Origin of the sequence: Halopseudomonas phragmitis (assembly GCF_002056295.1) — a bacterium.
Classification (GTDB): Bacteria; Pseudomonadota; Gammaproteobacteria; order Pseudomonadales; family Pseudomonadaceae; genus Halopseudomonas; species Halopseudomonas phragmitis.
Genome location: NZ_CP020100.1, coordinates 826956 through 849651 on the forward strand (window position 1 = coordinate 826956; position 22696 = coordinate 849651).

General features: G+C 61.2%; 18 protein-coding genes. 8 read left to right on the plus strand and 10 right to left on the minus strand.

The genetic code is table 11. The features are described from left to right. The first annotated feature begins 221 nt into the window (after nucleotides 1-221). From glnA to ntrC, 4 genes are all read left to right on the plus strand, one after another. Nucleotides 222-1625: a glutamate--ammonia ligase gene (gene glnA / locus BVH74_RS03830; RefSeq protein WP_080051609.1), complete on the plus strand. Its 1404-nt coding sequence runs from the start codon at nucleotides 222-224 to the stop codon at nucleotides 1623-1625. 140 nt (nucleotides 1626-1765) lie between these two features. Beyond that, nucleotides 1766-2395 (plus strand): DUF4124 domain-containing protein, encoded by a 630-nt coding sequence (locus BVH74_RS03835; RefSeq protein WP_080048788.1) that lies wholly within the window; start codon nucleotides 1766-1768, stop codon nucleotides 2393-2395. A gap of 334 nt (nucleotides 2396-2729) precedes the next feature. After that, nucleotides 2730-3827, plus strand: a complete 1098-nt coding sequence (gene glnL / locus BVH74_RS03840; protein ID WP_080048789.1) for a nitrogen regulation protein NR(II) — start codon at nucleotides 2730-2732, stop codon at nucleotides 3825-3827. Further along, nucleotides 3814-5244: a nitrogen regulation protein NR(I) gene (gene ntrC / locus BVH74_RS03845; RefSeq protein WP_080048790.1), complete on the plus strand. Its 1431-nt coding sequence runs from the start codon at nucleotides 3814-3816 to the stop codon at nucleotides 5242-5244. The genes glnL and ntrC overlap by 14 nt, the downstream gene beginning before the upstream one ends. Nucleotides 5245-5357: 113 nt before the next feature. On the opposite strand, the gene BVH74_RS03850 is transcribed toward ntrC, so the two are convergent. Continuing rightward, nucleotides 5358-5825, minus strand: coding sequence for a MarR family winged helix-turn-helix transcriptional regulator (locus BVH74_RS03850; protein WP_080048791.1), 468 nt, complete (start codon nucleotides 5823-5825; stop codon nucleotides 5358-5360). A gap of 268 nt (nucleotides 5826-6093) precedes the next feature. Between BVH74_RS03850 and BVH74_RS03855 the strand changes: the two genes are divergently transcribed. Continuing rightward, on the plus strand, nucleotides 6094-8157 hold the full coding sequence (locus BVH74_RS03855) for a TonB-dependent receptor family protein (protein WP_080048792.1): 2064 nt from the start codon (nucleotides 6094-6096) through the stop codon (nucleotides 8155-8157). Here the strand turns inward: BVH74_RS03855 and fhuF are convergent. From fhuF to BVH74_RS03895, 8 genes are all read right to left on the minus strand, one after another. Then, a complete protein-coding gene (fhuF, locus tag BVH74_RS03860) occupies nucleotides 8154-8915 on the minus strand; it encodes a siderophore-iron reductase FhuF (RefSeq protein ID WP_177344510.1) in 762 nt (253 codons plus the stop codon). The genes BVH74_RS03855 and fhuF overlap by 4 nt on opposite strands. Before the next feature lie 5 nt (nucleotides 8916-8920). After that, nucleotides 8921-11098: a TonB-dependent siderophore receptor gene (locus tag BVH74_RS03865; RefSeq protein WP_080048794.1), complete on the minus strand. Its 2178-nt coding sequence runs from the start codon at nucleotides 11096-11098 to the stop codon at nucleotides 8921-8923. A gap of 167 nt (nucleotides 11099-11265) precedes the next feature. Continuing rightward, complete coding sequence (locus tag BVH74_RS03870; RefSeq protein ID WP_165443823.1) at nucleotides 11266-12396, minus strand: response regulator; 1131 nt, start codon at nucleotides 12394-12396, stop codon at nucleotides 11266-11268. Next, entirely contained in the window at nucleotides 12393-14039 is a 1647-nt protein-coding gene (locus BVH74_RS03875; protein ID WP_080048796.1) for a diguanylate cyclase, read from the minus strand. The genes BVH74_RS03870 and BVH74_RS03875 overlap by 4 nt, the downstream gene beginning before the upstream one ends. Next, nucleotides 14026-14418: a response regulator gene (locus BVH74_RS03880; protein ID WP_080048797.1), complete on the minus strand. Its 393-nt coding sequence runs from the start codon at nucleotides 14416-14418 to the stop codon at nucleotides 14026-14028. The genes BVH74_RS03875 and BVH74_RS03880 overlap by 14 nt, the downstream gene beginning before the upstream one ends. 33 nt (nucleotides 14419-14451) lie before the next feature. Then, nucleotides 14452-16056 (minus strand): sensor histidine kinase, encoded by a 1605-nt coding sequence (locus tag BVH74_RS03885; protein WP_080048798.1) that lies wholly within the window; start codon nucleotides 16054-16056, stop codon nucleotides 14452-14454. Next, nucleotides 16053-19172 carry a PAS domain-containing protein gene (locus BVH74_RS03890; RefSeq protein WP_080048799.1) on the minus strand — a complete coding sequence of 1040 codons (3120 nt, stop codon included), beginning with the start codon at nucleotides 19170-19172 and terminating at the stop codon, nucleotides 16053-16055. Before BVH74_RS03890 ends, BVH74_RS03885 begins: the two co-directional genes overlap by 4 nt. 95 nt (nucleotides 19173-19267) lie before the next feature. Beyond that, nucleotides 19268-20041: an SDR family NAD(P)-dependent oxidoreductase gene (locus BVH74_RS03895; protein WP_080048800.1), complete on the minus strand. Its 774-nt coding sequence runs from the start codon at nucleotides 20039-20041 to the stop codon at nucleotides 19268-19270. Between the two features lie 155 nt (nucleotides 20042-20196). Between BVH74_RS03895 and gltS the strand changes: the two genes are divergently transcribed. Continuing rightward, nucleotides 20197-21411, plus strand: a complete 1215-nt coding sequence (gltS, locus tag BVH74_RS03900) for a sodium/glutamate symporter (RefSeq protein WP_080048801.1) — start codon at nucleotides 20197-20199, stop codon at nucleotides 21409-21411. Here the strand turns inward: gltS and BVH74_RS03905 are convergent. Beyond that, nucleotides 21401-21850 carry an OsmC family protein gene (locus BVH74_RS03905; RefSeq protein ID WP_080048802.1) on the minus strand — a complete coding sequence of 150 codons (450 nt, stop codon included), beginning with the start codon at nucleotides 21848-21850 and terminating at the stop codon, nucleotides 21401-21403. The genes gltS and BVH74_RS03905 overlap by 11 nt on opposite strands. An 89-nt stretch (nucleotides 21851-21939) precedes the next feature. Here BVH74_RS03905 and BVH74_RS03910 point away from each other — a divergent pair, with 89 nt between their 5' ends. Beyond that, complete coding sequence (locus BVH74_RS03910; RefSeq protein WP_080048803.1) at nucleotides 21940-22269, plus strand: ArsR/SmtB family transcription factor; 330 nt, start codon at nucleotides 21940-21942, stop codon at nucleotides 22267-22269. Continuing rightward, the gene (locus BVH74_RS03915) at nucleotides 22259-22693 is read left to right on the plus strand and encodes a YeeE/YedE family protein (protein WP_080048804.1); all 435 of its coding nucleotides are present in this window, start codon (nucleotides 22259-22261) and stop codon (nucleotides 22691-22693) included. The genes BVH74_RS03910 and BVH74_RS03915 overlap by 11 nt, the downstream gene beginning before the upstream one ends. Nucleotides 22694-22696 lie beyond the last annotated feature (3 nt).

Here is a 22696-nt window from a genome sequence, read left to right on the forward strand (position 1 = left end):
GTGCCTATACTAGACTCGATGCACCGTATCCGTGCACCTTTCAAGTGCACTTTTTCGTTGCGCCAGACAAAAGCCGCTTGGCACGGGGCTTTGCGCCAATGCTCCGAAATGGCACACCTTTTGCTCTCTTGTAACGCAAGCGGATTCGCGGACGTTTTCCGCTCTGATTGAAAGGCGCCTGACCCAAAGGGTCCGGCAAATGATTCCCCGTGGAGGAAACCATGTCGAAAGCGATTCAACTGATCAAAGAATTCGAAGTGAAGTGGGTTGACCTGCGCTTCACCGATAGCAAAGGCAAGCAGCAGCACGTCACCATCCCGGCCCGCGATGTCAACGATGACTTCTTCGAAGACGGCAAGATGTTTGACGGCTCCTCCATTGCCGGCTGGAAAGGCATCGAAGCCTCCGACATGATCCTCATGCCCGATGACGAGACCTCGGTTCTGGACCCGTTCACCGAAGAGCCGACCCTGATCATCGTCTGCGACATCATCGAGCCCTCCACCATGCAGGGCTACGAGCGCGACCCGCGCGGCATCGCCAAGCGCGCCGAAGAGTACCTGAAGTCCACCGGTATCGGTGACACTGTATTCGTTGGTCCAGAGCCTGAGTTCTTCATCTTCGACGAAGTCAAATACAAGTCCGACATCTCCGGCTCGATGTTCAAGATCATCTCCGAGCAGGGTTCCTGGAACACCGATGCCGACTTCGAAACCGGTAACAAGGGCCACCGTCCGGGCGTCAAGGGCGGCTATTTCCCGGTGCCGCCGGTCGATCACGACCACGAAATCCGTACCGCCATGTGTAATGCCATGGAAGAAATGGGCCTGACCATCGAAGTGCACCACCACGAAGTGGCCACTGCCGGTCAGAACGAAATCGGCGTGCTGTTCAACACCCTGGTGAAGAAAGCCGACGAAGTACAGACCCTGAAGTACTGCGTACACAATGTAGCCGACGCCTACGGCAAGACCGCTACCTTCATGCCCAAGCCGCTGTACGGTGACAACGGTTCCGGTATGCACGTACACATGTCTATCGCCAAAGACGGCAAGAACACCTTCGCCGGCGAAGGCTACTCCGGCCTGTCCGACACCGCCCTGTACTTCATCGGCGGTATCATCAAGCACGGCAAGGCCCTGAACGCCTTCACCAACCCGTCGACCAACTCCTACAAGCGCCTGGTTCCGGGCTTCGAAGCTCCGGTCATGCTGGCCTACTCGGCCCGCAACCGTTCAGCCTCGATCCGTATTCCGTATGTATCCAGCCCGAAAGCCCGCCGCATCGAAGCTCGCTTCCCGGATCCGGCTGCCAACCCCTACCTGGCCTTCGCTGCGCTGCTGATGGCTGGCCTGGACGGCATCCAGAACAAGATCCACCCTGGCGATGCCGCTGACAAGAACCTGTACGACCTGCCGCCGGAAGAGGCCAAGCAGATCCCGCAGGTCTGCGGCAGCCTGAAGGAAGCTCTGGAAGCGCTGGACGCTGACCGCGAGTTCCTGACCAAGGGCGACGTGTTCACCAACGAGTTCATCGACGCCTACATGGAGCTGAAGGCCGCCGAGGAAATCAAGGTTCGCACCTTCGTTCACCCGCTGGAATACGACCTGTACTACAGCGTCTGAACCCGGCTGCGATACCGTGGTCCAAAAAGGGGCACCCATCCGGGTGCCCCTTTTTTGCGTCCGTCCGTTACCAGCGGCGACCGACTTGCCAAGCAGGGAAATGACTGCAAGTCTTACGCAAGCCCCAAGGAGAGATCACCATGCCTCGCATTTTGCCCCTGACAGCCCTGCCCCTGCTGCTGGCCTTGCCCCTCGCTGCTGCCGCACAGATCTACACCTGGACTGACGCCGACGGCAACAAGGTGTTTTCCGACCAGCCTGGCCCCGGCGCCAGCACGCTGGAGGTCGGGCCGACCAACACAGTCGAGCCTCCGCGTCGCACTGAAATCCGCAGCCCCGGCACCAGCGACCAGCCGGCTGCCGGCCCTGCCTATCAACGCCTGGAAATCACCAGCCCCAGCAATGATGAGGCGATCCGCAGCAATGAGGGCAATCTGGTTCTGAGTGTCACTACCGACCCCGGCCTGAGCGGCAGCCATCTGTTGAGGGTCGAGCTCGACGGCGAACTGACCGATGTTTCCAGCCCCGGCCGCGGCCAGCGCAACCACCTGCTCAGCCTGACCAATATTGATCGCGGCAGCCACCAACTGGCAGTGGTGGTAGTCGATGCGCGTGGTAACGTCCTGCAACGCAGCAGCGCAATCACCGTACACCTGCAACGCACTTCATTGCTGCAGCCGGGCCGTGCCGGCAGCAATCAGGCGCCCCAGGCTCCCAATGCTCCGCGTGCGCCCAACGTGCCAGCCCCCGGTCGCAGTGGCGGTAGTTGAGCCCCATCACCGCCCACCCCACTCCCGTTGCGCACCATTTCGGTGCATACTCAATACGCAAGCGCCTAACTCTGTGCACGCAGCAGTTTGCCCAAAGCGCCAAAAGCACCTGACTGGCTGACAGCCTGCCCCCGAGCAGGCTCCAGCCAGACCGCCGGAAACCCGTGCAAACCCTGTTGCAGCGCGCCGTGCGCCGCTTTTGTGCAAGCGCCACCCAGGACCCAAACCGGACCTGCCTGGCAACTGTGCAAATGCTTTGCAAGCCAATAGCGCAAACGCCCCTTATTGGTTCGCTTCTTGCATTTCTCTGCACAAACCGTGGATACCCTTAGCTATGCTGCCTGATCGCTTTTTACGCCAGATTCTCGACAACCTGACCACAGCAGTGATCCTGCTGGATGCCCGCCTGTGCGTCAGCTACATGAACCCGGCCGCCGAAATGCTGCTGGCCGTCAGCGGCCAACGAGTTCAGCAGCAACCAATCAGCGAACTGTTCACCGACAGCGTCAGCGCCCAGGACTCGATGCAGAACGCGGTCGACAACGCCCACCCGTTCACCAAGCGCGAAGCCCAGCTGCTGCTGAGCAATGGCAGCAGCCTGATGGTCGACTATTCGGTAACGCCGATCATGGCCTCCGAGCGCAACTGGGTCTTGATGGAGTTGCAGCCGCGTGATCGCCTGCTGCGGATCACCAAGGAAGAAGCGCAACTATCCAAGCAGGAGGTCACCAAGGTGCTGGTGCGCGGCCTGGCCCACGAGATCAAGAATCCGCTCGGCGGTATTCGCGGCGCCGCCCAGCTACTGGCCCGCGAACTGCCCGAAGACAATCTCAAGGATTACACCGACGTGATCATTGAGGAGGCAGACCGGCTGCGCAATCTGGTCGACCGCATGCTCGGCCCCTACCGCCCGCCGAACCTGCGACCGATCAACATCCACGAAATCACCGAACGGGTCTGCAGCCTGATTGAGGCCGAAACCCAAGGCATCCTGCGCCTGCGCCGCGACTACGATCCGAGCATTCCGGAACTGATGGCCGACCGCGAGCAACTGATTCAGGCGGTGCTCAATATCGTGCGCAACGCCATGCAGGCCATCGCCGGATACAGCGGCCTGGAAGCCGGGCGCATCACCCTGCGCACCCGCACTCTGCGCCAGTTCACCATTGGCCAGACCCGACACCGGCTGGTCTGCAAACTGCAAGTCATCGACAACGGCCCGGGTATCCCGACCGAGATCGTCGACAGCATCTTCTACCCCATGGTCAGTGGCCGGGCCGATGGCACCGGTCTGGGCCTGTCGATCACTCAGAACATCATCAGCCAGCATCATGGCCTGATCGAGTGCGACAGCGAGCCTGGCCATACCGTATTCACTCTATTCCTGCCGCTGGAACAACACCCCGGAGATCAAACCCATGAGCCGAGCTGAAAATGTCTGGATTGTCGATGACGACCGTTCCATCCGCTGGGTGCTGGAAAAGGCCCTGCAGCAGGAAGGCATGGAGCCGGTCTGCTTCGACAATGCCGACAGCGCTCTTGCTCGCCTGCAACGCCAACACCCGGATGTGCTGATCAGCGACATCCGCATGCCCGGCACCAGTGGCCTGGAACTACTCAGCAGCATCCGCGAACAGCACCCCAAGCTGCCGGTCATTATCATGACCGCCCATTCGGATCTGGACAGCGCCGTGGCTTCCTACCAGGGAGGAGCCTTCGAATACCTGCCCAAGCCCTTTGATGTTGACGAAGCGGTCGCCCTGGTACGCCGTGCCCTGGCCCATACTCGCGAGCAGGAAGGACTGGAGCCGGAACAGGGGCAAACCCGTACCCCGGAAATCATTGGTGAAGCCCCGGCCATGCAGGAGGTATTCCGCGCCATCGGCCGGCTCTCGCACTCCAATATCACGGTACTGATCAACGGCGAGTCAGGAACCGGCAAAGAGCTGGTGGCCCACGCCCTGCATCGCCACAGCCCACGCGCACGCAACCCGTTCATCGCCCTGAACATGGCGGCGATCCCCAAGGACCTGATGGAATCGGAACTGTTCGGCCACGAGAAGGGGGCATTCACTGGCGCCGCCGTCCAGCGACGCGGCCGCTTCGAACAGGCCGATGGCGGCACCCTGTTTCTCGACGAGATCGGCGATATGCCGGCCGAAACCCAGACCCGACTGCTGCGGGTTCTGGCTGATGGTGAGTTCTATCGGGTGGGCGGCCACACACCAATCAAGGTCGATGTGCGCATCATCGCCGCCACCCACCAGAATCTTGAAGGCTTGGTGCAGGCCGGCAAGTTCCGCGAAGACCTGTTCCACCGCCTCAATGTGATCCGCATTCACATTCCCAAGCTGGCCGAGCGCCGTGAAGACATTCCGGCGTTGGCCCAACATTTTCTGACCAAAGCCGCCCAAGAACTGACGGTCGAGCCCAAAGTGCTCAAGCCGCAGACCCAAGACTACCTGCGCAACCTGCCCTGGCCGGGCAACGTGCGTCAACTGGAGAACACCTGTCGCTGGATCACGGTCATGGCCTCCAGCCGTGAAGTACTGATCGAGGACTTGCCACCAGAACTGCTCACTCAGCACCAGGACAGTGCACCTGACGGCCACTGGGAGCACAGTTTGCGCACTTGGGCCGACCAGGAACTGGCTCGCGGCGTCACCAACCTGCTGGATGTCGCCGTACCGGCGTTCGAGCGCATCATGATCGAGACCGCGCTCAAGCACACCGCCGGCAGACGCCGGGATGCCGCGCAATTACTGGGCTGGGGCCGCAATACCCTGACCCGCAAGATCAAGGAACTGGGCATGAACGTAGACGGCCACGACGATGACGAGGCGGAATAATCAGCCCCTGTAATCAAATTGGCACAGTTGATGCTTTAAATAACCTTGGGTGTATTTGAGGTGACTCAGGTTCAGGCAGGCTTGAGTCACCTTTTTTTATGCGCGGAAAAAACTCAGGCCTCGAGCTTCACATCGAACAGCTCCGCCGGCCCCTGCTGACCTTCCTCCAACAACCCAGCCACCCGCTGCAGGCTGGCCAGCAACATCAACTGCTCCCAGTCGGGCAACTGCGCGTAGCGCTCAAGAAAGTCGCCGGGCAACAAGGCCGGCTCGGCCTGAATCGCTGCCAGGCCGCTTTCGGTCAGGGCCAGATGGACCTTGCGCTTGTCACTCTGACTGCGGATACGCTGCAGCAGCTCGCGCTTTTCCAGTCGGTCGATGATGGTGCTCAGGGTAGCCTGGGAGACACTGACTCGCCGGGCAAGATCGCCCAAGGTTCCCTCGCCCATGGCCTGAATACTGTGCAGGATCAGTAGCTGGATAGGGGTCAACCCGCTATGCCGACCCAGGCGCTTGGCGTGAATTTCGCTGGCCCGCTGCAGACGGCGCAGCGCCAGATACAAATCGTGCATCATGTGCATATTCAACTCCAGACGGCACACGGAATTATCCGTTATATTTTGCCACAAAGACTAAATATTTTAGCCGTAAATTTATTTTGACGAATAAAAATAAAAACCCCGGCAAAAATAGCGAAAATAGTAGAGTTTGCGCTCAAATGTTAGCTCAAATTTATTTATATATCAAAGAACATGCACAAAGTCACTCAATTACCCACCCGCCCGGGCCGGTCCTGGGCGCAAACCTTCGTATACTGCCTGCCGGAACCGCCAAACCTGACACCAGCCCATGCGCCTATTGACCTTACCGACTCTGAGCCTGCTGATCGCCTTGCCGGTCCAAGCCGTAGAACGCCCGCTCAGCCTGCCAGCCCAGGTGATCCTGGGCAGCCAGAGTGACGATCAGAATCAGCAGCCTCTGACCCGTAGCGTGCTGAGCGACGCAGAGCTTTCGCGCCAGCAACTGGGTGCCAATGTTTCCGAACCACTGCAACGGCTACCGGGCATACTCGCGCTCAATCGCCAGAACTACGCCCAGGACCTGCAGATTTCCTCACGCGGCTTCGGCGCCCGGGCCGCCTTCGGGGTGCGCGGCGTGCGCCTGGTGCAGGACGGTATTCCGCTGACCATGCCTGACGGTCAGGGCCAGCCAGCGCTGTTCGACCTTGACGCGCTGCAGCGCCTGGAAGTACTGCGCGGTCCGCTGACCACCCTGTACGGCAATGCCTCGGGCGGGATTATCCAGGGCTTCAGCAGCGAGGCTCCATTCCATCCCACCCTGAACAGCCGCAGTGCGGTTGGCAGCGACGGGCTCTGGCGCTCGCGGCTGCGCTACGGTGCTCAACACGGCGACCTGAACATCAACGCCAACATTGCCCGCCTGCACACCGACGGCTACCGCGACCACAGCCAGACCCGCCGTGACAGCGCCAACCTGCGTCTGGGCTGGGATATCGATGACGTCTCCAGCCTGACGCTGCTGCTCAACAGCCTCGACCAACCGAACACCCGTGACCCGCTCGGGCTGAGCGCCGAACAGCTCAGGCAGGACCGGCGCCAGGCTGTCAGTCAGAGCCAGACATTCAACACCCGCAAAAGCGTGCGTCATCAGCAGGCCGGGCTGAACTACCAACGGCGTCTGGGCAACGATGATCAGTTGACTCTGATGGCCTACGGCGGCGAGCGCTTCGTCCAGCAGTATCTGGGCTTTGCCGGCGCAGGCGAATTTGCCGGTGGCGGCGTGGTCGAGCTGGATCGCCGGTTTGGCGGTGTCGAACTGGGCTGGCAGCGCAGCAGCCAAGTATTCGGTCGCCCGGTCGAGCTGGCCGCCGGGCTGACCTACGACTACCAGGGTGAGCAACGCGACGGCTTCGTCAACGACAACGGCCATAAGGGCCAGCGCAAGCGCGACGAGTTCAACCGGGTCGACAGCCAGGAAGCCTATCTGATCAGTACCTGGCAACTGGCACCGCGCTGGCAACTGACCGCCGGCCTGCGCCACAGCCGGATCCAGTTCGACTCCGATGATGACTTCTTCGCCGACGGTCAGGACGACAGTGGCAAGGTGCGCTATCAGCGCAGTAATCCGGCGGCCGGGCTGAGCTGGCAATGGACCCCGCAACTGAGCTTGTACGGTGCCTTGGGCCAAGGGTTTGAAACCCCGACCTTTCAGGAGCTGGCTTACCGCCCCAGCGGTAGCGGGCTGAACTTCGCGCTCAAGCCAAGCTTGTCACGCAATGCCGAGCTGGGCATGAAATGGCGCCACGCTAGCGGCTATCTGGACCTGGCCCTGTTCGAAAGCCGTGTGCGCGACGAGATCGTCCCGGGTGAGAATCAGGTCGGAACCGAGCGCAGCACCTTCACCAACGCCGGACGCTCGACCCGCCGCGGCCTGGAACTGGCGCTCGAGCAGCAGTTCGAGCATGGCTTGCGCGGCTATTTGGCTTACACCTGGCTGCAAGCCCGGTTCGATCGTTACCGGCGGACTGACGGCAGTGACCTGTCCGGTCGTGACCTGCCGGGCACCGCGCGCCAGAGCCTGTATGCCGAACTGGCCTGGCAACCGGCCGCGCAAGGCTTCTCCACAGCCGTGGAGCTGCAGGCACTGAGTCAGCGCTATGCCAGCGACGACAATCAGGCCAAGGCCCCAGGCTATGCAGTGTTCAACTGGCGCGCAGGCTATCGGCAGGCACTGGGTGGCTGGCTTCTGGAGCCGTTCCTGCGGATCGACAACCTCGCGGACCGCGACTATATCGGCTCATTGATCATCAATGCCGCCGGCGCCCGTTACTACGAACCGGCACCGGGACGCCAGTGGCTGGCGGGGGTAGGGCTGGAGTATCAGTGGCGCTAGGGAACGCTGGCCAAACTCACATCATAGCCTGCCGGCGGCTTATCAATATGCGGGCAGTTGCCGCACAGCGCCTTGCCCGGCAGCCGGTAGCGAATACAGCAATGCCGGCGTTGGCGATGCACCCCCTCCAGGCCCGGCCGGGCAACATAGCGAATGCTGTCATGCAGCGGGTTGCGAAAACCATCCGGACGGCAGGACTGTTCCAGCCATTCGCGAGCCTGGGCCACACGCTGTACTGGCAAGTGCTGGCTGGCCAACTCGCCGACAATCCATTCGTAGTAGTGGCCAACGCTGCTCCACAACACCTTGGGCGCCAGCTTGACCTGTGCGCACAGCGCCCGAATCAGCGGATCAATATGGCCGTCGAACAGTTCCTCGAAACGCTCGAAACCGTGCCGAGGCGCGTGCGCCCAAGGCTTGCCAGCGTCTGCCAGGCGGAAGGCCGCCGGCAGTCCGTCGTCCCCCAGAATCACCGCCACCTCACTGGCACGCACCGGCAAACGCCAATCACTGCTCAGGCTGGCAGCGACCACCGCAGGCACCAGGCGCAGAAAGTGATACTTGGCCCACAGCGATACCCGCGCGCGCGGATCGCCCTCACCATGCTCGGGCAGAAACCGCAGCAGGTTGGCCTGTAGCCGCTCAGGCTCCAGATACTCATCCCAGCTTAGCGCCGGGCGCGGGTCATCGGCCAGCACCAGGGCTTGCCCCAAAGGTGCCAGCGGCCCCGGAAACAACACGGCCAACGGCGAGTTCACCGGCCCTACCAGCGGTAGCTAAGGCTGGCAACCAGATTGCGGCGGTTGCCATACCAGCAGTAATAGTCACAGGTCGCGACATATTTCTTGTCGCTCAGGTTGTTGCCATTGAGCTGCAAGCGCAGATTCTGCCAGTCGTAACTGAGCATGGCGTCGTAGAGCGTGTAGGAGGGCACCTTCAGGTCTTCGACATTATCACCGTAGCTGGCCCCGACATAGCGTGCCCCAGCACCAAAGCCCAGGCCGTCGAGCACCCCGCCACGGACCTGATAATGCGCCCACAGCGAAGCCAGCTTGTCCGACACCTGCGAGGGCGTCTTGCCCTTTTCCGCCACGGCATTGCCCGTCTTGGTGGTTTCGGCATCGAGCAGCGTCAGGGCACCGACCAGACTCAGTGCCGGGGTGACATTGGCGGTGGCTTCCAGCTCCAGGCCACGCACCCGAACCTCACCAACCTGTTGGGTCACTGCCGGTGCACCAGCCGCCTTGCGCACGTTCTCCTGGGTCAACTCGAACAGCGCGGCATTGAAGCTGCCATTAAATCCGGGCGGCTGATATTTCAGGCCCAGTTCATACTGCTGGCCGGTTTCCGGCTTGAACGCCCGACCATCGGGGGCAACATCGGTGACTGGCAGAAAGAACTGCGAATAGCTGGCGTAGGGTGTCAGGCCATTGTTGAACAGATAGGCGACCCCGCCGTTCCAGGTGATCTCGTCGTCCTTGGCCTGATTGCCAGCACCGGTGGTGCGATTATCGAAGTCGAACTTGGCCCGGTCGTGCCGAGCCCCCAGCAGGAACACCCAGCGCTGATCGTACTTGAGCTGATTCTGGGCATAGACCCCGACCTGATCGACCTTGCTGCGCTTGTCTTCCAGAGCAAAATCGAATGGTACCTGGGTATAACTGGGGTTGAAGATATTCAGCGTGGCCGGATACAGCGGCCAGCCGTTGGGACTGCTGTCCTTGACCTTGAGCCGCTGGTAGTCTGCTCCCAGCAGCAGCGTGCTTTCCCAGGCGCCGGACTGCCACTGACCAATCAGGCGATTGTCGACCGACAGATTGTCGGCCTCACCATCGGCATAACTCAAACCACGTACCAGCTCGCCGGCCGGCAAATCGGCCCAGAAGAAAAAGAACAGCTGGCGCAGATCAACATCGATATGCCCGTAACGCAGGTTCTGCTGAGCACTCCAAGTGTCGTTGAAGCGGTGATTGAACTCATAACCCAGGGTGTATTGGCTGCGCTCGAACTTTTCATAGTCGGGCAGGCCGACTGCGGTATCGGTATCGATCTTGCCCAGCGGATGACGCCGCACCGTGCCCTCGGTCGGTAGAAACTGCAGCATAGGGTCACCGCTGTCCTTCTGGAAACTGGCCAGCAGGGTCAGTTCGGTGGCCTCGCTCGGCTTGAGGGTCAACGACGGCGCGATCAGCAAGCGATCGTTGTCGACGTCGTCAACCTGGGTGCCGCTTTCGCGCGCCAGCGCGGTGACCCGATACAACACCTGCGGGTTGTCGTTGAGCGGGCCGGTGACGTCCAGATTGAGCTGGCGCCGATCGAAGCTGCCGACCTGCATACCAACCTCGCCAAAAGCGCTCTCGCTCGGGCGCTTGCTGACCAGATTGATTACCCCGCCCGGCGGCGTCTGGCCGTACAGCACCGAGGAAGCTCCGCGTAGCACCTCAACCCGCTCAAGCTGGTAGGGGTCGATCTGCCAGCTGTAGAAACCGCTGGAGTAAACCCGGGTACTGTCATGGAACAGGCCGAAGTTGGCCTGCTTGAAACCGCGAATGATGAACCAGTCCTGCTTGTTGTCCTCACCGAAGTAACCAGCCTGTACGCCGGGGGTGTACTTGAGCGCATCGCTGATACTGAGGACGTTGCGATCCTCCATCTGCTGGCGAGTCACCACCGAGATCGAACGCGGAATCTCGTTCAGCGGAGTATCGGTTTTGGTGCCGACCAGGGTATTGCTGGCGACATACCCGGTATCCGGACCGTGCGGATCGGCCTGTTCACCGATGACTGTCGTTGGCGCCAGGACCGCGCTGTCCTGAGCATTGGCGTTAAGCGCCAGACAGGCCAGCCCAACACCCAGCGCGATGGCCAGAGGGGACAACAGGTTGTTTTCAGCGACGACAGCAGCCGGCACAACAGGCCGGCACAGAACGGAACGGGACATGAAAGGCGACCTCAGGGAGCTATTGCCGCCAATCTAAACCATTATCATTTAGATAATCAAATCAATCTGCGACATTGGACAGCTTCTTCAGGGTTTCCGCCAGTTGATTGATCCGTGCCACTGTATCGGACAGCAGCCCATCGACAACCTACATTCACCCGGCGCACTCAGTCCGGCTCTATCCCAATCCATTGGCGCAACTGGCGTAATTGACCGGGATCCTGGGCCAAACCAGCCTCCAGAGCTGCAATGCGCATGATGACCCGATCCTTGCGCAGGCTGCCAGCCGGTAGTTTGAACAGAGCACCGATAAGCTCACGCAACGGAAACGGCAAGCGCAGCCGGGTTTTCAGGGCATTGCCAAACCCTGGCCCGAAGCGCGTCAGCAAGGTTTCCAGACTGACACGGTCACAGACCATACCACCGTAGTTGAAGTAGTTCTGGATCGCGCACAGGACCGCCAGCTCACCCAGGCGACTGAGCTCCACTGCCGTGTGCATCTGCTCGGTAGCCAGCCCCTGCGGGCGGGCCAATGAATTCAGAATTTCACCGAGCCCACTTTGCTGCGCCAGCAACTGTCCGGCCAACTGCTGCAGATCGACGTGAGTCAGACCCGGCTGGGTATGTGCCAGTTGGTGGGCCAGCCGGACGCACTCGGCCGGGCCCAGGCGCTTGATCGCGGCCTCCAGACTCAGGCAGTCGAAGCCGCCGTCGGCGTGCTCATGGCGATTGGCCCGGCTCAACCACTCAGCAGCCAGCAGCGGCTCCTGACGCGCCATGCGCCAAAGCTCCGAGGGCTCACAGCGCGCCGTCCAGTGCAGCACACTCTGGCGGTGAGCCGGCTCGCACCAGGGGATGAACAGCGCCTGCTCCGGTCGCTGGGTGAGAAAGTGCTCCAGGCTGTCGAGCTGAATGGGCGCAGCCGTAGGCTGCCCGTGCCCCTGCATAACCTTGCCCAGGCGCTCGATCAGCACCTCGACGCTGAAGGGCTTGGCAATGAAGTCGGTAATCCCGGCATCCCGAGCGGCCAGAACGGTAGCGCGGTCAATGCTGGCGGTCAGTAACACCCGGCTGCTGGCCGGGCTGCGCTGGCGAGCCACCCGTATCGCCTCGAGCCCACTGGCATCGGGCAGGTGCAGGTCGGCCAGCAGCAGATCGACTGGCCGGGCCTTGAGCTGATTGAGGCAGTCGCGCACGTTGCCAAAGCGCAATACCCGCGCATCACTGGCAACATGTCCAATTACCTGCGCCAGCAATTCGGCAATCCACTCATCGTCCTCGACGATAATGACGTTCAAGATAGCGACACTCCAATCACCCGGTTGCGGCCTTGCTGCTTGGCCTGATACAGATGCTGATCAGCCAGCTCCAGCGGCTCGTCCAGACACCAGTCCGGCGCCTCGCAGGCGCTGATACCGGCACTGAAGGTACATTGAAACAGCTTCGAGCCACTACTGAACTGCAACGCCGAGAAAGCCTCGCGGATGCTGTCCAGGATCGCTTTGGCATCAGCCGCTGCGCAGTTGGGCAGCACTGCGACAAACTCTTCACCGCCGTAGCGACCGATCCGGTCAATCCGCCGCAGGCGCTGGCGCAGCAGGTTGGCCAGCGCCCGAATCACGGTATCGCCCACCGCATGCCCATGGTTGTCGTTGACCGACTTGAAGTGGTCGATATCGATCATTGCGATACTCACCGGCTGCTGAGTGCGCAAGGCACGCTCGACCTCCAGTTCGACCTGTTCCTTGATGTCGGCATGCTTGAGCAGACCAGTCATGCTGTCGCGCGCCAGCGCCTGGCTCACCAGGCGGGCACGCTGGGCCCGGGCATAAACCGTGGTCAACAGTGCCGCATCACTGATCGGCTTGCTGACAAAGTCGTCGCCAGCCTTGAGCAGAGCTGCCATCTGCGCCACGGTATCGGTTTCCGCCGACAGATAAATGATCGGCACCCGCAGCCAGTTGTCGTTCAGCCGGATCATCTGCGCCAGCTCAATACCGCTGTAGTGGGGCATATTGATATCCATCAACACCACGTCCGGCTGAAAGGCGTTCATTCGCTTGATCAGTTGTGCCGGGTCGAGCACGGTCTCCACGCGCATCCCGGCGTTGTCGAGAATGGCCTTGAAGCGTTCCGCCAGTTCCTGATCGTCATCCACCACCAGAACCCGGAACGGGTCGTCCTGCTGGACCTCAAAACTGCGCCGCAGGCGGTTTTCCAGCACGGTCAGGTCTACCGGTTTGGTGAAGAACCCGCGCGCACCGGCCCGCACCGCCTCGAGCCTGGCGGCAAATGCCGAGTCGGTACTAATGGCGATCACCGGCAGGGGGGGGACGCGGCCAGCCTGCCAGCGCTGCAGCGCGCCCAGGGCCTGATGGCCGGCCACCTCGGGGCTGATGTCGATGATCAATGCCGCGTATTGACCGCTGTCCAGCTGGGTAATCAGGCTGTCGGCCTGCTCCAGGATGGTGACCTGATAGCCGAAATTGCTCAGGGTCTGACTGGTCTGACGCGCCAGCTCGGGATCGTGTTCCAGCATGAGGATATGCTGCTGCCCCTGCTCATCAGGGAGCGCCGATTCCAGCGGCTGGCTGTCCTGCGGTTCGGGCCGGCTCTGATTGAGCAACAGTGGTAACTGGCACAACCCCTCGCGCAGGCGCTTGCGGGCCTCATCGGCAGCCGCGGGGTCCGCCAGGCAGTGCTTGGCCAACTGCTCCAGCTCCCGGGCCCGCTCGCCCAGGGCTGTATGGCCGAAGGTGCCTGCCGAGCCCGCCAGCTTGTGCAACTGGCCCTGCAACTGCTGCAGGGCGGGCTCGACCTGCTCGGTATTCTGTAGTTGTTCGGCCTGGCGCACCAGTTCCGGCAGTTCCTGCTCCAGCCGCTTGCGAAAAGCCTGGCCCAGCTCGGCCAGTTGAGCTTTCAACTGTTCAGTCTTCGGCATTCCATTGCTCCCAAAGGGCCCGAATCTCGGTAGCCAGTTGCATAGGGTCAAAGGGTTTAGTGATAACCCCGGCCGCCCCCAGGGCACGGTAGCCTTCAACTTCCTGGCTCTGGACCTTGGCGGTCATGAACACCACCGGGGTATACTGCAACCCGGGCAACTCCCGCAGCCGCTGCAGCGTTTGCGGTCCATCCATGCCCGGCATCATCACATCCAGCAATACAAGATCGGGGGCGAAGGCTTCAGCGGCGGCCAGGCCGGCCGCGCCGCCATCACAGGTCTTGACCTCGAAACCACCCACCACTTCCAGGGCAATCCGGGCAATTTCCTGGATCGAAGGGTCGTCCTCGATATGCAAGATGCGCTGTAGCTGACTCATAGTTCTGATAATCCCCCCAATCAGTGAGACTCATTATGGCATGCTCCTGTCCGGGGAGCCGGCCAATGGCAGGCGGAACCAGAAACAGGCACCCTGACCAGCTTGGGAGTCGACGCCAATGCTGCCGCCCATCCGCTCGACCAGTTCCTTGCTGATAGCCAGCCCCAACCCTGTGCCGCCACGCTTGCGGCTGGTGCTGTCGTCAACCTGGAAGAAGCGCTGGAACAGCCGGCTCTGCTGTTCGATGGCGATGCCAACCCCCTGATCGGTGACCTGCACCTGGACCTGATCATCGATCACCCGACAATCAACCACGATGCTATCCCCGGCATGGGAAAACTTGGCAGCATTGGACAACAGGTTGTCCATCACCTGGAGCAAGCGCTCGGCGTCGCAGATCAGGTGCAACTCGGCTGACAGCGGCTGTAGCACCAGGCTGACATTGAACCGTTCGGCATACGGCTGATTGGACTCAATGGCCCGCTGCAGCAACGGCAGCAGGGGTTGGACACCCAGTTTGAGCGGCAAAAGCCCGGACTCCAGGCGCTCGATATCCAGCAGGTCATTGATCAGCGCCTGCAAACGCTGGGTGTTGTCCTGGGCAATGCCCAGCATGCGCCGTCCAGCCTCGGGCATGTCACCGCCAGCACCACCCAGCAGCAAGGCGATGGCGCCGCTGATCGAGGTCAGCGGGGTGCGCAACTCATGACTGACGGTGGCGATGAACCGGCCTTTCATCTGCTCGATCTGACGCCGCTCGGTGATATCGAGCATCGCAATCATGGCCCCCTTGAAGCGGCCTTCGGCATCGTACAGCGGCCCGCCGCTGGTCAGCAGATGGCGAACTGGCTGGCCGCGGGCAGCGATGCAAAAACTGACATTGCTCACCTGCTCGCCACTCAGGGCACGCCACAGTGGCACCTGATCGGCGGCCAGCGGGGTCACTTCATCACTGTGGTACAGATCGTAATAACGCCACCAGTGCTCGGGCGGTATATCTAGGATATCAACGCCATGCCAATCCCGCGCCGTACGATTGATCAGCGTTAGCTGGCCCTTGGCATCGCAGGCGACCACTCCGACCATCATAGACTCAAGCAGACTGGCGTTCAGGGCCTTCTGCTCACTCAAGGCCATCTCGCGTTCCTGGGCCTCGAGCAGTTGCAAACGCAGACGCAACTGTTGCTCAACCAGTCCGGCCAGGCGGCTCAGCGTGTCGCGTTGCTGGACATCCAGCGTGCGTGGCTGGCGGTCGATCACGCAGAGCGTGCCCAGCGGATAGCCTTCGGCCGAGTGAACCGGCATACCGGCGTAGAAACGAATGTGCGGCTCACCGGTCACCAATGGGTTGTCACGGAACCTCGGATCTTCACTGGCATTTTCGACTACCAGCAGTTGGTCGGCCCGGATCGCATGGGCACAGAACGCCATATCGCGCGGCGTCTCGCAGACGTCCAGGCCCACCCGGCTTTTGAACCACTGACGCCGATCATCCAGCAGCGAAACCAGCGCTATCGGCGTTTGCAAATATCGTGTCGCCAGAGTGGCGATATCGTCAAACGCCGCCTCGCCCGGGCTGTCCATGATCTGGTAACGAGCCAGGGCCGCAAGTCGGCGCTGTTCGGCGCTCGCGTTCATGAGGGTTCTCCTGAATGATGTGCAGGCACACTACTGACCTCACTGACGGGCAGACGGAACCAGAAACACGAGCCCTGGCCTTCTTGCGACTCAAAACCAACCTGGCCGCCCATGTGCTGTACCAGTTCCCGACTGATGGCCAGCCCCAGCCCTGTACCACCTCGCTGGCGCGCATCGCTGCCATCGGCCTGGCTGAATTTCTGGAAGATCTGCTCCTGAAAGTCGACAGGAATCCCGATACCCTGATCCGTCACGCTGACCGTCACCTGCCCTGCTTCGATGCAAGCCTCGAGCAGAACGTCACCTCCCGGATGGGAAAACTTGGCAGCATTGGACAGATAATTGGCCAGCACCTGTCCAATGCGTTTGGCGTCCACGATCACCCAGGCATCATCGATCCTGCCCGCCTGCAAACGCACCTGATACTGCTCGGCATAGCCCTGATTCAGACTCAAGGCCTGTTCCAGCAGAGGCTTGAGCCGCTGACGCTCAAGCTCAAAATGCATCTTGCCTTCGCTGAGCTTGTCCATGTCGAGCAGGTCATTGATCAGCGCATGCAGGTTGTCGCTGTTCTGCTGGGCAATCCCCAGCAGCTTTGCCATCGGTTCCGGCACTTCGCCCATGGCCCCGCCCAGCACCAACCCCAGCGCGCCGGCAATTGCGGTCAGCGGCGTGCGCAGCTCATGGCTGACCGCCGAGACGAACTGGGTTTTGAGCTGCTCGACCCGATGCTGCTCGGTGATATCCCAGATAAAACCGTCGAGCCAGAGCAGTTGGTCCTGGCTGTCGTATTCGCCACGGCCCTTTTCCCGAACCCAGACATGGTGGCCATCGGCATGCACTATCCGGTAGGTCAGCTCAAAGCTCTCCCGACGCTCGATATGGACGATGGTGGCATAGGTCAGGTGCAGGTCATCAGGATGCACGATGCTAGCGTAGCTGCGAACCCGATTGTCGATGAAGTCGCTGGCCGGATAGCCCGTGAGCCGGGCGATACCGTCACTCATGTAGGACATGGTCCAGTCGGCGTCGCTTCGACAGCGATACACCACACCCGGTAGGTTGCTGACCATGCTGCGGAACCGCGACTCGCTTTTTTGCAGTGCCCGGGTCGCACGAACCTGTTCGCTGATATCTGTAATTACCCCGTGCCAGATAATGTCGCCGTTCTCCAGTGGCTCGGGGGAGGAGCGCCCGGCAACCCAGATCAAACCACGCTGAGGATGATGGATGCGATATTCGCAACGCCATTCGTTGAGCCCGGCTGCGGACTCTCGGATGCTGATCGCCACCCTTTGTCGGTCTTCCGGGTAAATTGCCTCGAAAGCCGCCATATCACTGGCCGCTGCCTGTTCCGGCGTGATGCCGTAGATATCGACAATTCCTTGACTACTGTAGGGAAACCAGCCGCGGCCACTACAGTTGTACTGATATTGATAGACCATGCCGGGAAGATGCCGGGCCAGCTTGCTGAAACGGCTGAGCAGTGCTTCACGCTCCTGCTCGAACTTGCCCCGGGTCAGCACGGCCGCAATCCAGCGGCCGCACAGACGCATGAATTCCAGGTCGGTGTCCTCGAACGACTCGTGACGCGCCTGCGCACTGGAAAAATTCAGTGTGCCAAAACGCTCGCCAGCCACCGTCAGCGGCATTCCGATATAGCTCTCCAGGCCAAAATGCTGATAGCACGGATGGCCGCGGTGAATTGACTGGCCCATATTGTCAATCGCCAGCACGTCATCCTGGGCCAGAGTCAGGCTGCAGTAGGTCTGCCCCAGCGGGAAGTGCGTACCGTCCTCCAGGCCATCGTCCTTGGCATGATGGCTGAGTACCTGATAATCGTCATCCTTGATCCGACTGACAATCCCCATGTCCAGACGCAGATAGCCACAGCCCAGCTCCAGCACCCGACGCAACCGCTCGTGCTGGCCCAGATGCTGCAAACTGGCGATTTCGTTGAGCGCCCGCAGCGCCTGACGCTGACGCTCCAGCCCTTGCCGGGTCTGCTCACGGGCCAGACTTTCCTGGATGATTGCCTGTTGGTGCTGCTCAGCCTGGCGCCGTACCGTGACCCGGGTCGCCAGCAGCAGCGCACTGAACAGGCCGGCCGCCGCCAGCAAAGCAATCAGCCAGCGGCCCAGCAGTTGCCGCTGCTCGGCGTTATGGCGCAGCAGTTCCGCGCCGATTTCACGCCAGGCCAACACCGCCGCCAACGGCCGGCCAACTTCCTCGTATAGCGGAATGAAGGTCACTAAATAGCGCTGGTCGGAGGCTTCAACCAGGCGATAACCGGCACTGTACTCTGGCTGTGGGAGCCTACCAGCTTCACGCCAGTCGAGAATTTCCGCTCGCGAGTACTGGGCTAACAGCCAATCCCCACTGTCGAGCCGGCTCAGTTCGTTCTGCTCCTGCTCGAGCATCACCCCCTCAAGGCTCGGCCGATAGAGCATCAGCGCCAGGCCGGCATCCAGTTCCAGATCAAGCTGACGCAGCTCCGGCAGCATCCCGTAGCCGACCTCGACACTGGCAATTACCGCGCTATCGGAATCTTCGCTAGCACGAATCGGCACAACCCCGCGAATACCCGAACCATGCCGGCCCACTTCCATACCTTTGACGGACTGTCCCGTGCGTTGCACCCGGTCAACCAGATGACGAATGCCATCCAGCCGATCACCCCATTTATCCGGCTGGTGCATACGCAACAGACTGATCACCCCCGGTGCCAGGTGAATGTGCAGTTGACTGGCCCCGGACTCGGCCAGCACCATCCACAACCCCTGCAGATCGGCCTGGAGCTGAGCGCGCAACAACAGCACGCCATCGGAGTCCAGGCCATCACGCTCGGCCAGCACGGCGATGCGTCGTACCAGACGCAGCAGATCCGGGTTCTGGCTGACCTGGTTGGCAGCCAGCAGCACCTGGCGCTCCAGGCCGGCCCGGGCCTGCAGTACGGCCAGACGCTGAACCTCGGAGTGCATATCGAGCTCCTGCTGCCATTGCTGTTCACGTTGCTGCCAGCCCCACCAGGCCAGGAAGCTGAAGAACAGCGCCAGAGCCAGGGTACCCAGGCACAGGATCACATGTCCGGCGATGACGGTGCGGGATTTGGCCATAATTCTCACTAACAAACAGACAATGGCCAGACAATAGACACTATCCCGGCACAGCGCCAGCCGCTGTCCGGGATAGGTCTGCTACCTCTAACGGATTACAAGCTGTTGTTCAGGTGTCCACCGTCAACGTTGATAATGGTGCCGGTCATGAACGAGCCGGCCTCGCTGGCCAACAGCAGCAACGGACCATCCAATTCCTGCAACTGCCCCAGACGGCGCATCGGCACCTTGCTGCGGATGTACTCTTGGCCTTTATCGGTGTCGAAGTAATCACTGTTCATTTCGGTGCGGAAGTAGCCCGGTGCGATCGCATTGACCCGGATGTTGTCACGCGCGAGCTCCAGCGCCATGGCCTTGCTCAACTGCACCACGCCGGCCTTGGCGACTGCATAGTGACTGAGTGCAGTGCCAACCCGCAGGCCAAGAATCGAGGCGATATTGATGATGCTGCCGCCATTGCCGCTTCTGGCCATGGCCTGGCTGGCCCGGTGGGCCACCCGCCAGGCACCATCCAGGTTGGTATCCAGGGTACTGCGCCAGTTGCCTTCGGTCATTTCCAGAAAGGCTGCCGGATCAGCAATGCCGGCATTGTTGACCAGAATGTCGACCACGCCCCAGTTGGCTTCTGCCTGAGCAAAGCCGGCATCGACGCTGTCCGAATCGGTCACATCCATGGTGACCGCCAGCGCTTGGCTACCCTGTTGTTGGAGCTCGTTAACCAGTGCCTGCAGCCGCTCGGCACGCCGGGCAGCGAGCACCACCCGAGCCCCAGCGCTGGCCAATACCCGGGCGAAATGTGCGCCCAGGCCACTGGATGCGCCGGTGATCAGCGCGGTTTTGCCGGTCAGGTCAAAGCGTTGGGTGGTCATCGAAACTCTCCTCGGTCTGCAGGTGTTTGCGCCAGTATCAGACAAACCTCTGGCCGACTCCAGCATGCTCGATCCGGCTGATGATGCACCATGTCGGCAACCCTAGCCGGCGCTATGCGGCTAAACTTGCAGACTGGATTCTGTCAGGACTCGTCATGGACGCAACTGCCGTTTTTCACATCAGTACCCCGACCACCCTGGCCCTGGCGATTATTGCCCTGTGGCTAGGCTACCGAATTAATCACTGGTTGCCGTTGCTGCACCGCTACAACATCCCCCCGGCAGTCAGCGGCGGTATTCCGATCAGCGCACTGGTGGCGCTGACCGAACTGCTTTCAGGCTGGGAGTTGCGCTTCGAACTGGCCTTGCGCGATCTGCTGCTGATTGCTTTCTTCAGTACTATCGGGCTGTCTTCTCGGCTGCGGCAGATGCTCGAAGGCGGTCGGGCGCTGGCAATCATGCTGGGGCTGGCCGTGATCTTTCTGGTCTTTCAGAACCTGCTTGGCACTACGCTGGCACTGCTGGTCGGGGAAAGTCCGTTATATGGGCTGATTGGCGGCAGTATCTCGCTGGCCGGCGGGCATGGCACGGCACTGACCTGGGGACAGTTGTTCGAAGAACATTTCGGCCTGGACAACGCCAGCACCCTGGGCCTGACCTTCGCCACGGCCGGGCTGATCACCGGCGGGCTGGTGGGCGGGCCGGTGGCGGCCTTCCTGATCCGCCGGCACAAGCTCTCGCCCGAGACCACCGAGCATGAACTGCCGCACATGGAGGCCAGCGGTAAAACCATCTATCAGATCGAGCTCAACAGTCTGTTGACCGCGGTACTGCTGATCGCTCTGTGCTTTGCCCTGGGCTCCAGTGTCTATGACTGGCTCTCGGATCTGGGCATGCGTCTGCCAGCGTTTCTGACCGCCATGTTTCTCGGCATTGTGCTGGCCAATCTGCTGGATCTGGCCAAGGTCTGGGTCGACCCACGGCCTATTCAGCTGATCGGTGATCTGAGTCTGCAGCTGTTCCTGGGCATGAGTCTGATCAGCCTGCCACTGCTGTCGCTGCAGGGGGCGCTGGGGGCCATCAGCCTGGTGATGCTGATGCAGGCTCTGCTGATCGCCCTGTTCACGGTCTGGCTGGTATTCCCTTTACTGGGGCGCAATTACGACGCCGCCTGCATCGGGGCCGGGTTCATCGGCATGGGGCTGGGCGCTACACCAGTCGGCATCGCCAACATGAACGCCCTGACCAGCCGGTTCGGCCCTAGCCCCAAAGCCTACCTGGTGATTCCGCTGCTGGGCGCATTCTTCATCGACATCGCCAACGCCACCCTGGTGCAACTGTTGCTGGGCTTTGAAATGTTCAACCCTTGACCACCTCCCCGTCACTGTCGAGCACCTGCAAGCTGATCGGCAGACAGGCAGCGATACTCTGGGACACGGTACAGAACTGCTCGAATTGGCCGAGGATGCGCTCAAGCTTGTCATAGGCCGCCTGGGGATAGCCCAGATGCAGGGTGACCCTGGCCCCAACGATACGCAAACGGTTTTCGGCATTGCGCCCCAGCTCAGCGATGCCTTCGGCGCGCAGCCCATCGGCGGGCTGACGGAATTTGCTCAGGGCGAAGTACAAACTGTCGCTCAGGCAGTTGGTCACTGCAGTGATCAGCAACTGGCTCGGGCTCGGACCAGCCGAACCACCCAGCGGGGCCGGTTCATCGACCACCAGTTCCGGGGTATCACCATCGTAACGGGCCAGAAACCGGAAGTTCTGTTGCTGTTCCAGGGTGACGCGAACGAAGTCATCACTCATGAGATGCTGCTCCTGCCATTAGTTAGCTTGAAGATAATCTATTTTTATATATATTGTTAGTCAGTGATCAGTCAATTATCAGAATAGCCATGCATACCACACCCATAGATCTGGAACGTTTACGCGGCGCTGCCGACCGTGCCCAGCAGTTGCTCAAGGCCCTGAGTAACCGCGACCGACTGATGCTGCTGTGCCAGCTGGCCGAAGGCGAGCTGAATGTCAGCGAGCTGGAGCAGCGTCTGGGCATCACCCAGCCGACCCTGTCACAACAGCTTGGGGTGCTGCGCCGTGAAGGGCTGGTGGAAACCCGCCGCGAGGGCAAACAGATTTTTTACCGGATCGCCAGCGCCGAGGCGCTGGCGCTGATCAACACGCTGTATCAACTGTACTGTGCTGAGGAGCCCACCGATGAGCATTGACTGGGCCAACTTTACCCCCTGGTCGGCCCTGGCCGGCGGTGTGATGATCGGGCTGGCCGCGTCTCTGCTGATGCTGTTCAACGGCCGTATCGCCGGCATCAGCGGGATTGTCGGCGCCTTGCTGAGCCCACGACAGGCCGGTAATGGCGAGCGCTGCCTGTTCGTGCTCGGCATCCTGCTGGCGCCGCTGCTTTATACCTTGCTGGTGGCACGCCCGACAATCGTGGTCGAGGCCGGGCCGCTGGCGCTGATCAGCGCCGGGTTGCTGGTCGGTTTTGGCTCGCGGCTAGGCTCGGGCTGCACCAGCGGTCACGGTGTCTGCGGCCTGTCGCGGCTGTCCTGGCGCGGACTGATAGCTACGCTGTCATTCATGGCTAGCGGCTTTCTGGCGGTCTACATCGTGCGCCATCTGTGGGGAGGCTGAAGC

What these genes read in the sequence shown, in the direction of transcription:
- glnA (WP_080051609.1), top strand. Translation starts at nt 222, where the DNA reads ATGTCGAAAGCGATTCAACTGATCAAAGAATTCGAAGTGAAGTGGGTT.
- BVH74_RS03835 (WP_080048788.1), top strand. Translation starts at nt 1,766, where the DNA reads ATGCCTCGCATTTTGCCCCTGACAGCCCTGCCCCTGCTGCTGGCCTTG.
- glnL (WP_080048789.1), top strand. Translation starts at nt 2,730, where the DNA reads ATGCTGCCTGATCGCTTTTTACGCCAGATTCTCGACAACCTGACCACA.
- ntrC (WP_080048790.1), top strand. Translation starts at nt 3,814, where the DNA reads ATGAGCCGAGCTGAAAATGTCTGGATTGTCGATGACGACCGTTCCATC.
- BVH74_RS03850 (WP_080048791.1), bottom strand. Translation starts at nt 5,825, where the DNA reads ATGCACATGATGCACGATTTGTATCTGGCGCTGCGCCGTCTGCAGCGG.
- BVH74_RS03855 (WP_080048792.1), top strand. Translation starts at nt 6,094, where the DNA reads ATGCGCCTATTGACCTTACCGACTCTGAGCCTGCTGATCGCCTTGCCG.
- BVH74_RS03865 (WP_080048794.1), bottom strand. Translation starts at nt 11,098, where the DNA reads ATGTCCCGTTCCGTTCTGTGCCGGCCTGTTGTGCCGGCTGCTGTCGTC.
- BVH74_RS03875 (WP_080048796.1), bottom strand. Translation starts at nt 14,039, where the DNA reads ATGCCGAAGACTGAACAGTTGAAAGCTCAACTGGCCGAGCTGGGCCAG.
- BVH74_RS03880 (WP_080048797.1), bottom strand. Translation starts at nt 14,418, where the DNA reads ATGAGTCAGCTACAGCGCATCTTGCATATCGAGGACGACCCTTCGATC.
- BVH74_RS03885 (WP_080048798.1), bottom strand. Translation starts at nt 16,056, where the DNA reads ATGAACGCGAGCGCCGAACAGCGCCGACTTGCGGCCCTGGCTCGTTAC.
- BVH74_RS03890 (WP_080048799.1), bottom strand. Translation starts at nt 19,172, where the DNA reads ATGGCCAAATCCCGCACCGTCATCGCCGGACATGTGATCCTGTGCCTG.
- BVH74_RS03895 (WP_080048800.1), bottom strand. Translation starts at nt 20,041, where the DNA reads ATGACCACCCAACGCTTTGACCTGACCGGCAAAACCGCGCTGATCACC.
- gltS (WP_080048801.1), top strand. Translation starts at nt 20,197, where the DNA reads ATGGACGCAACTGCCGTTTTTCACATCAGTACCCCGACCACCCTGGCC.
- BVH74_RS03905 (WP_080048802.1), bottom strand. Translation starts at nt 21,850, where the DNA reads ATGAGTGATGACTTCGTTCGCGTCACCCTGGAACAGCAACAGAACTTC.
- BVH74_RS03910 (WP_080048803.1), top strand. Translation starts at nt 21,940, where the DNA reads ATGCATACCACACCCATAGATCTGGAACGTTTACGCGGCGCTGCCGAC.
- BVH74_RS03915 (WP_080048804.1), top strand. Translation starts at nt 22,259, where the DNA reads ATGAGCATTGACTGGGCCAACTTTACCCCCTGGTCGGCCCTGGCCGGC.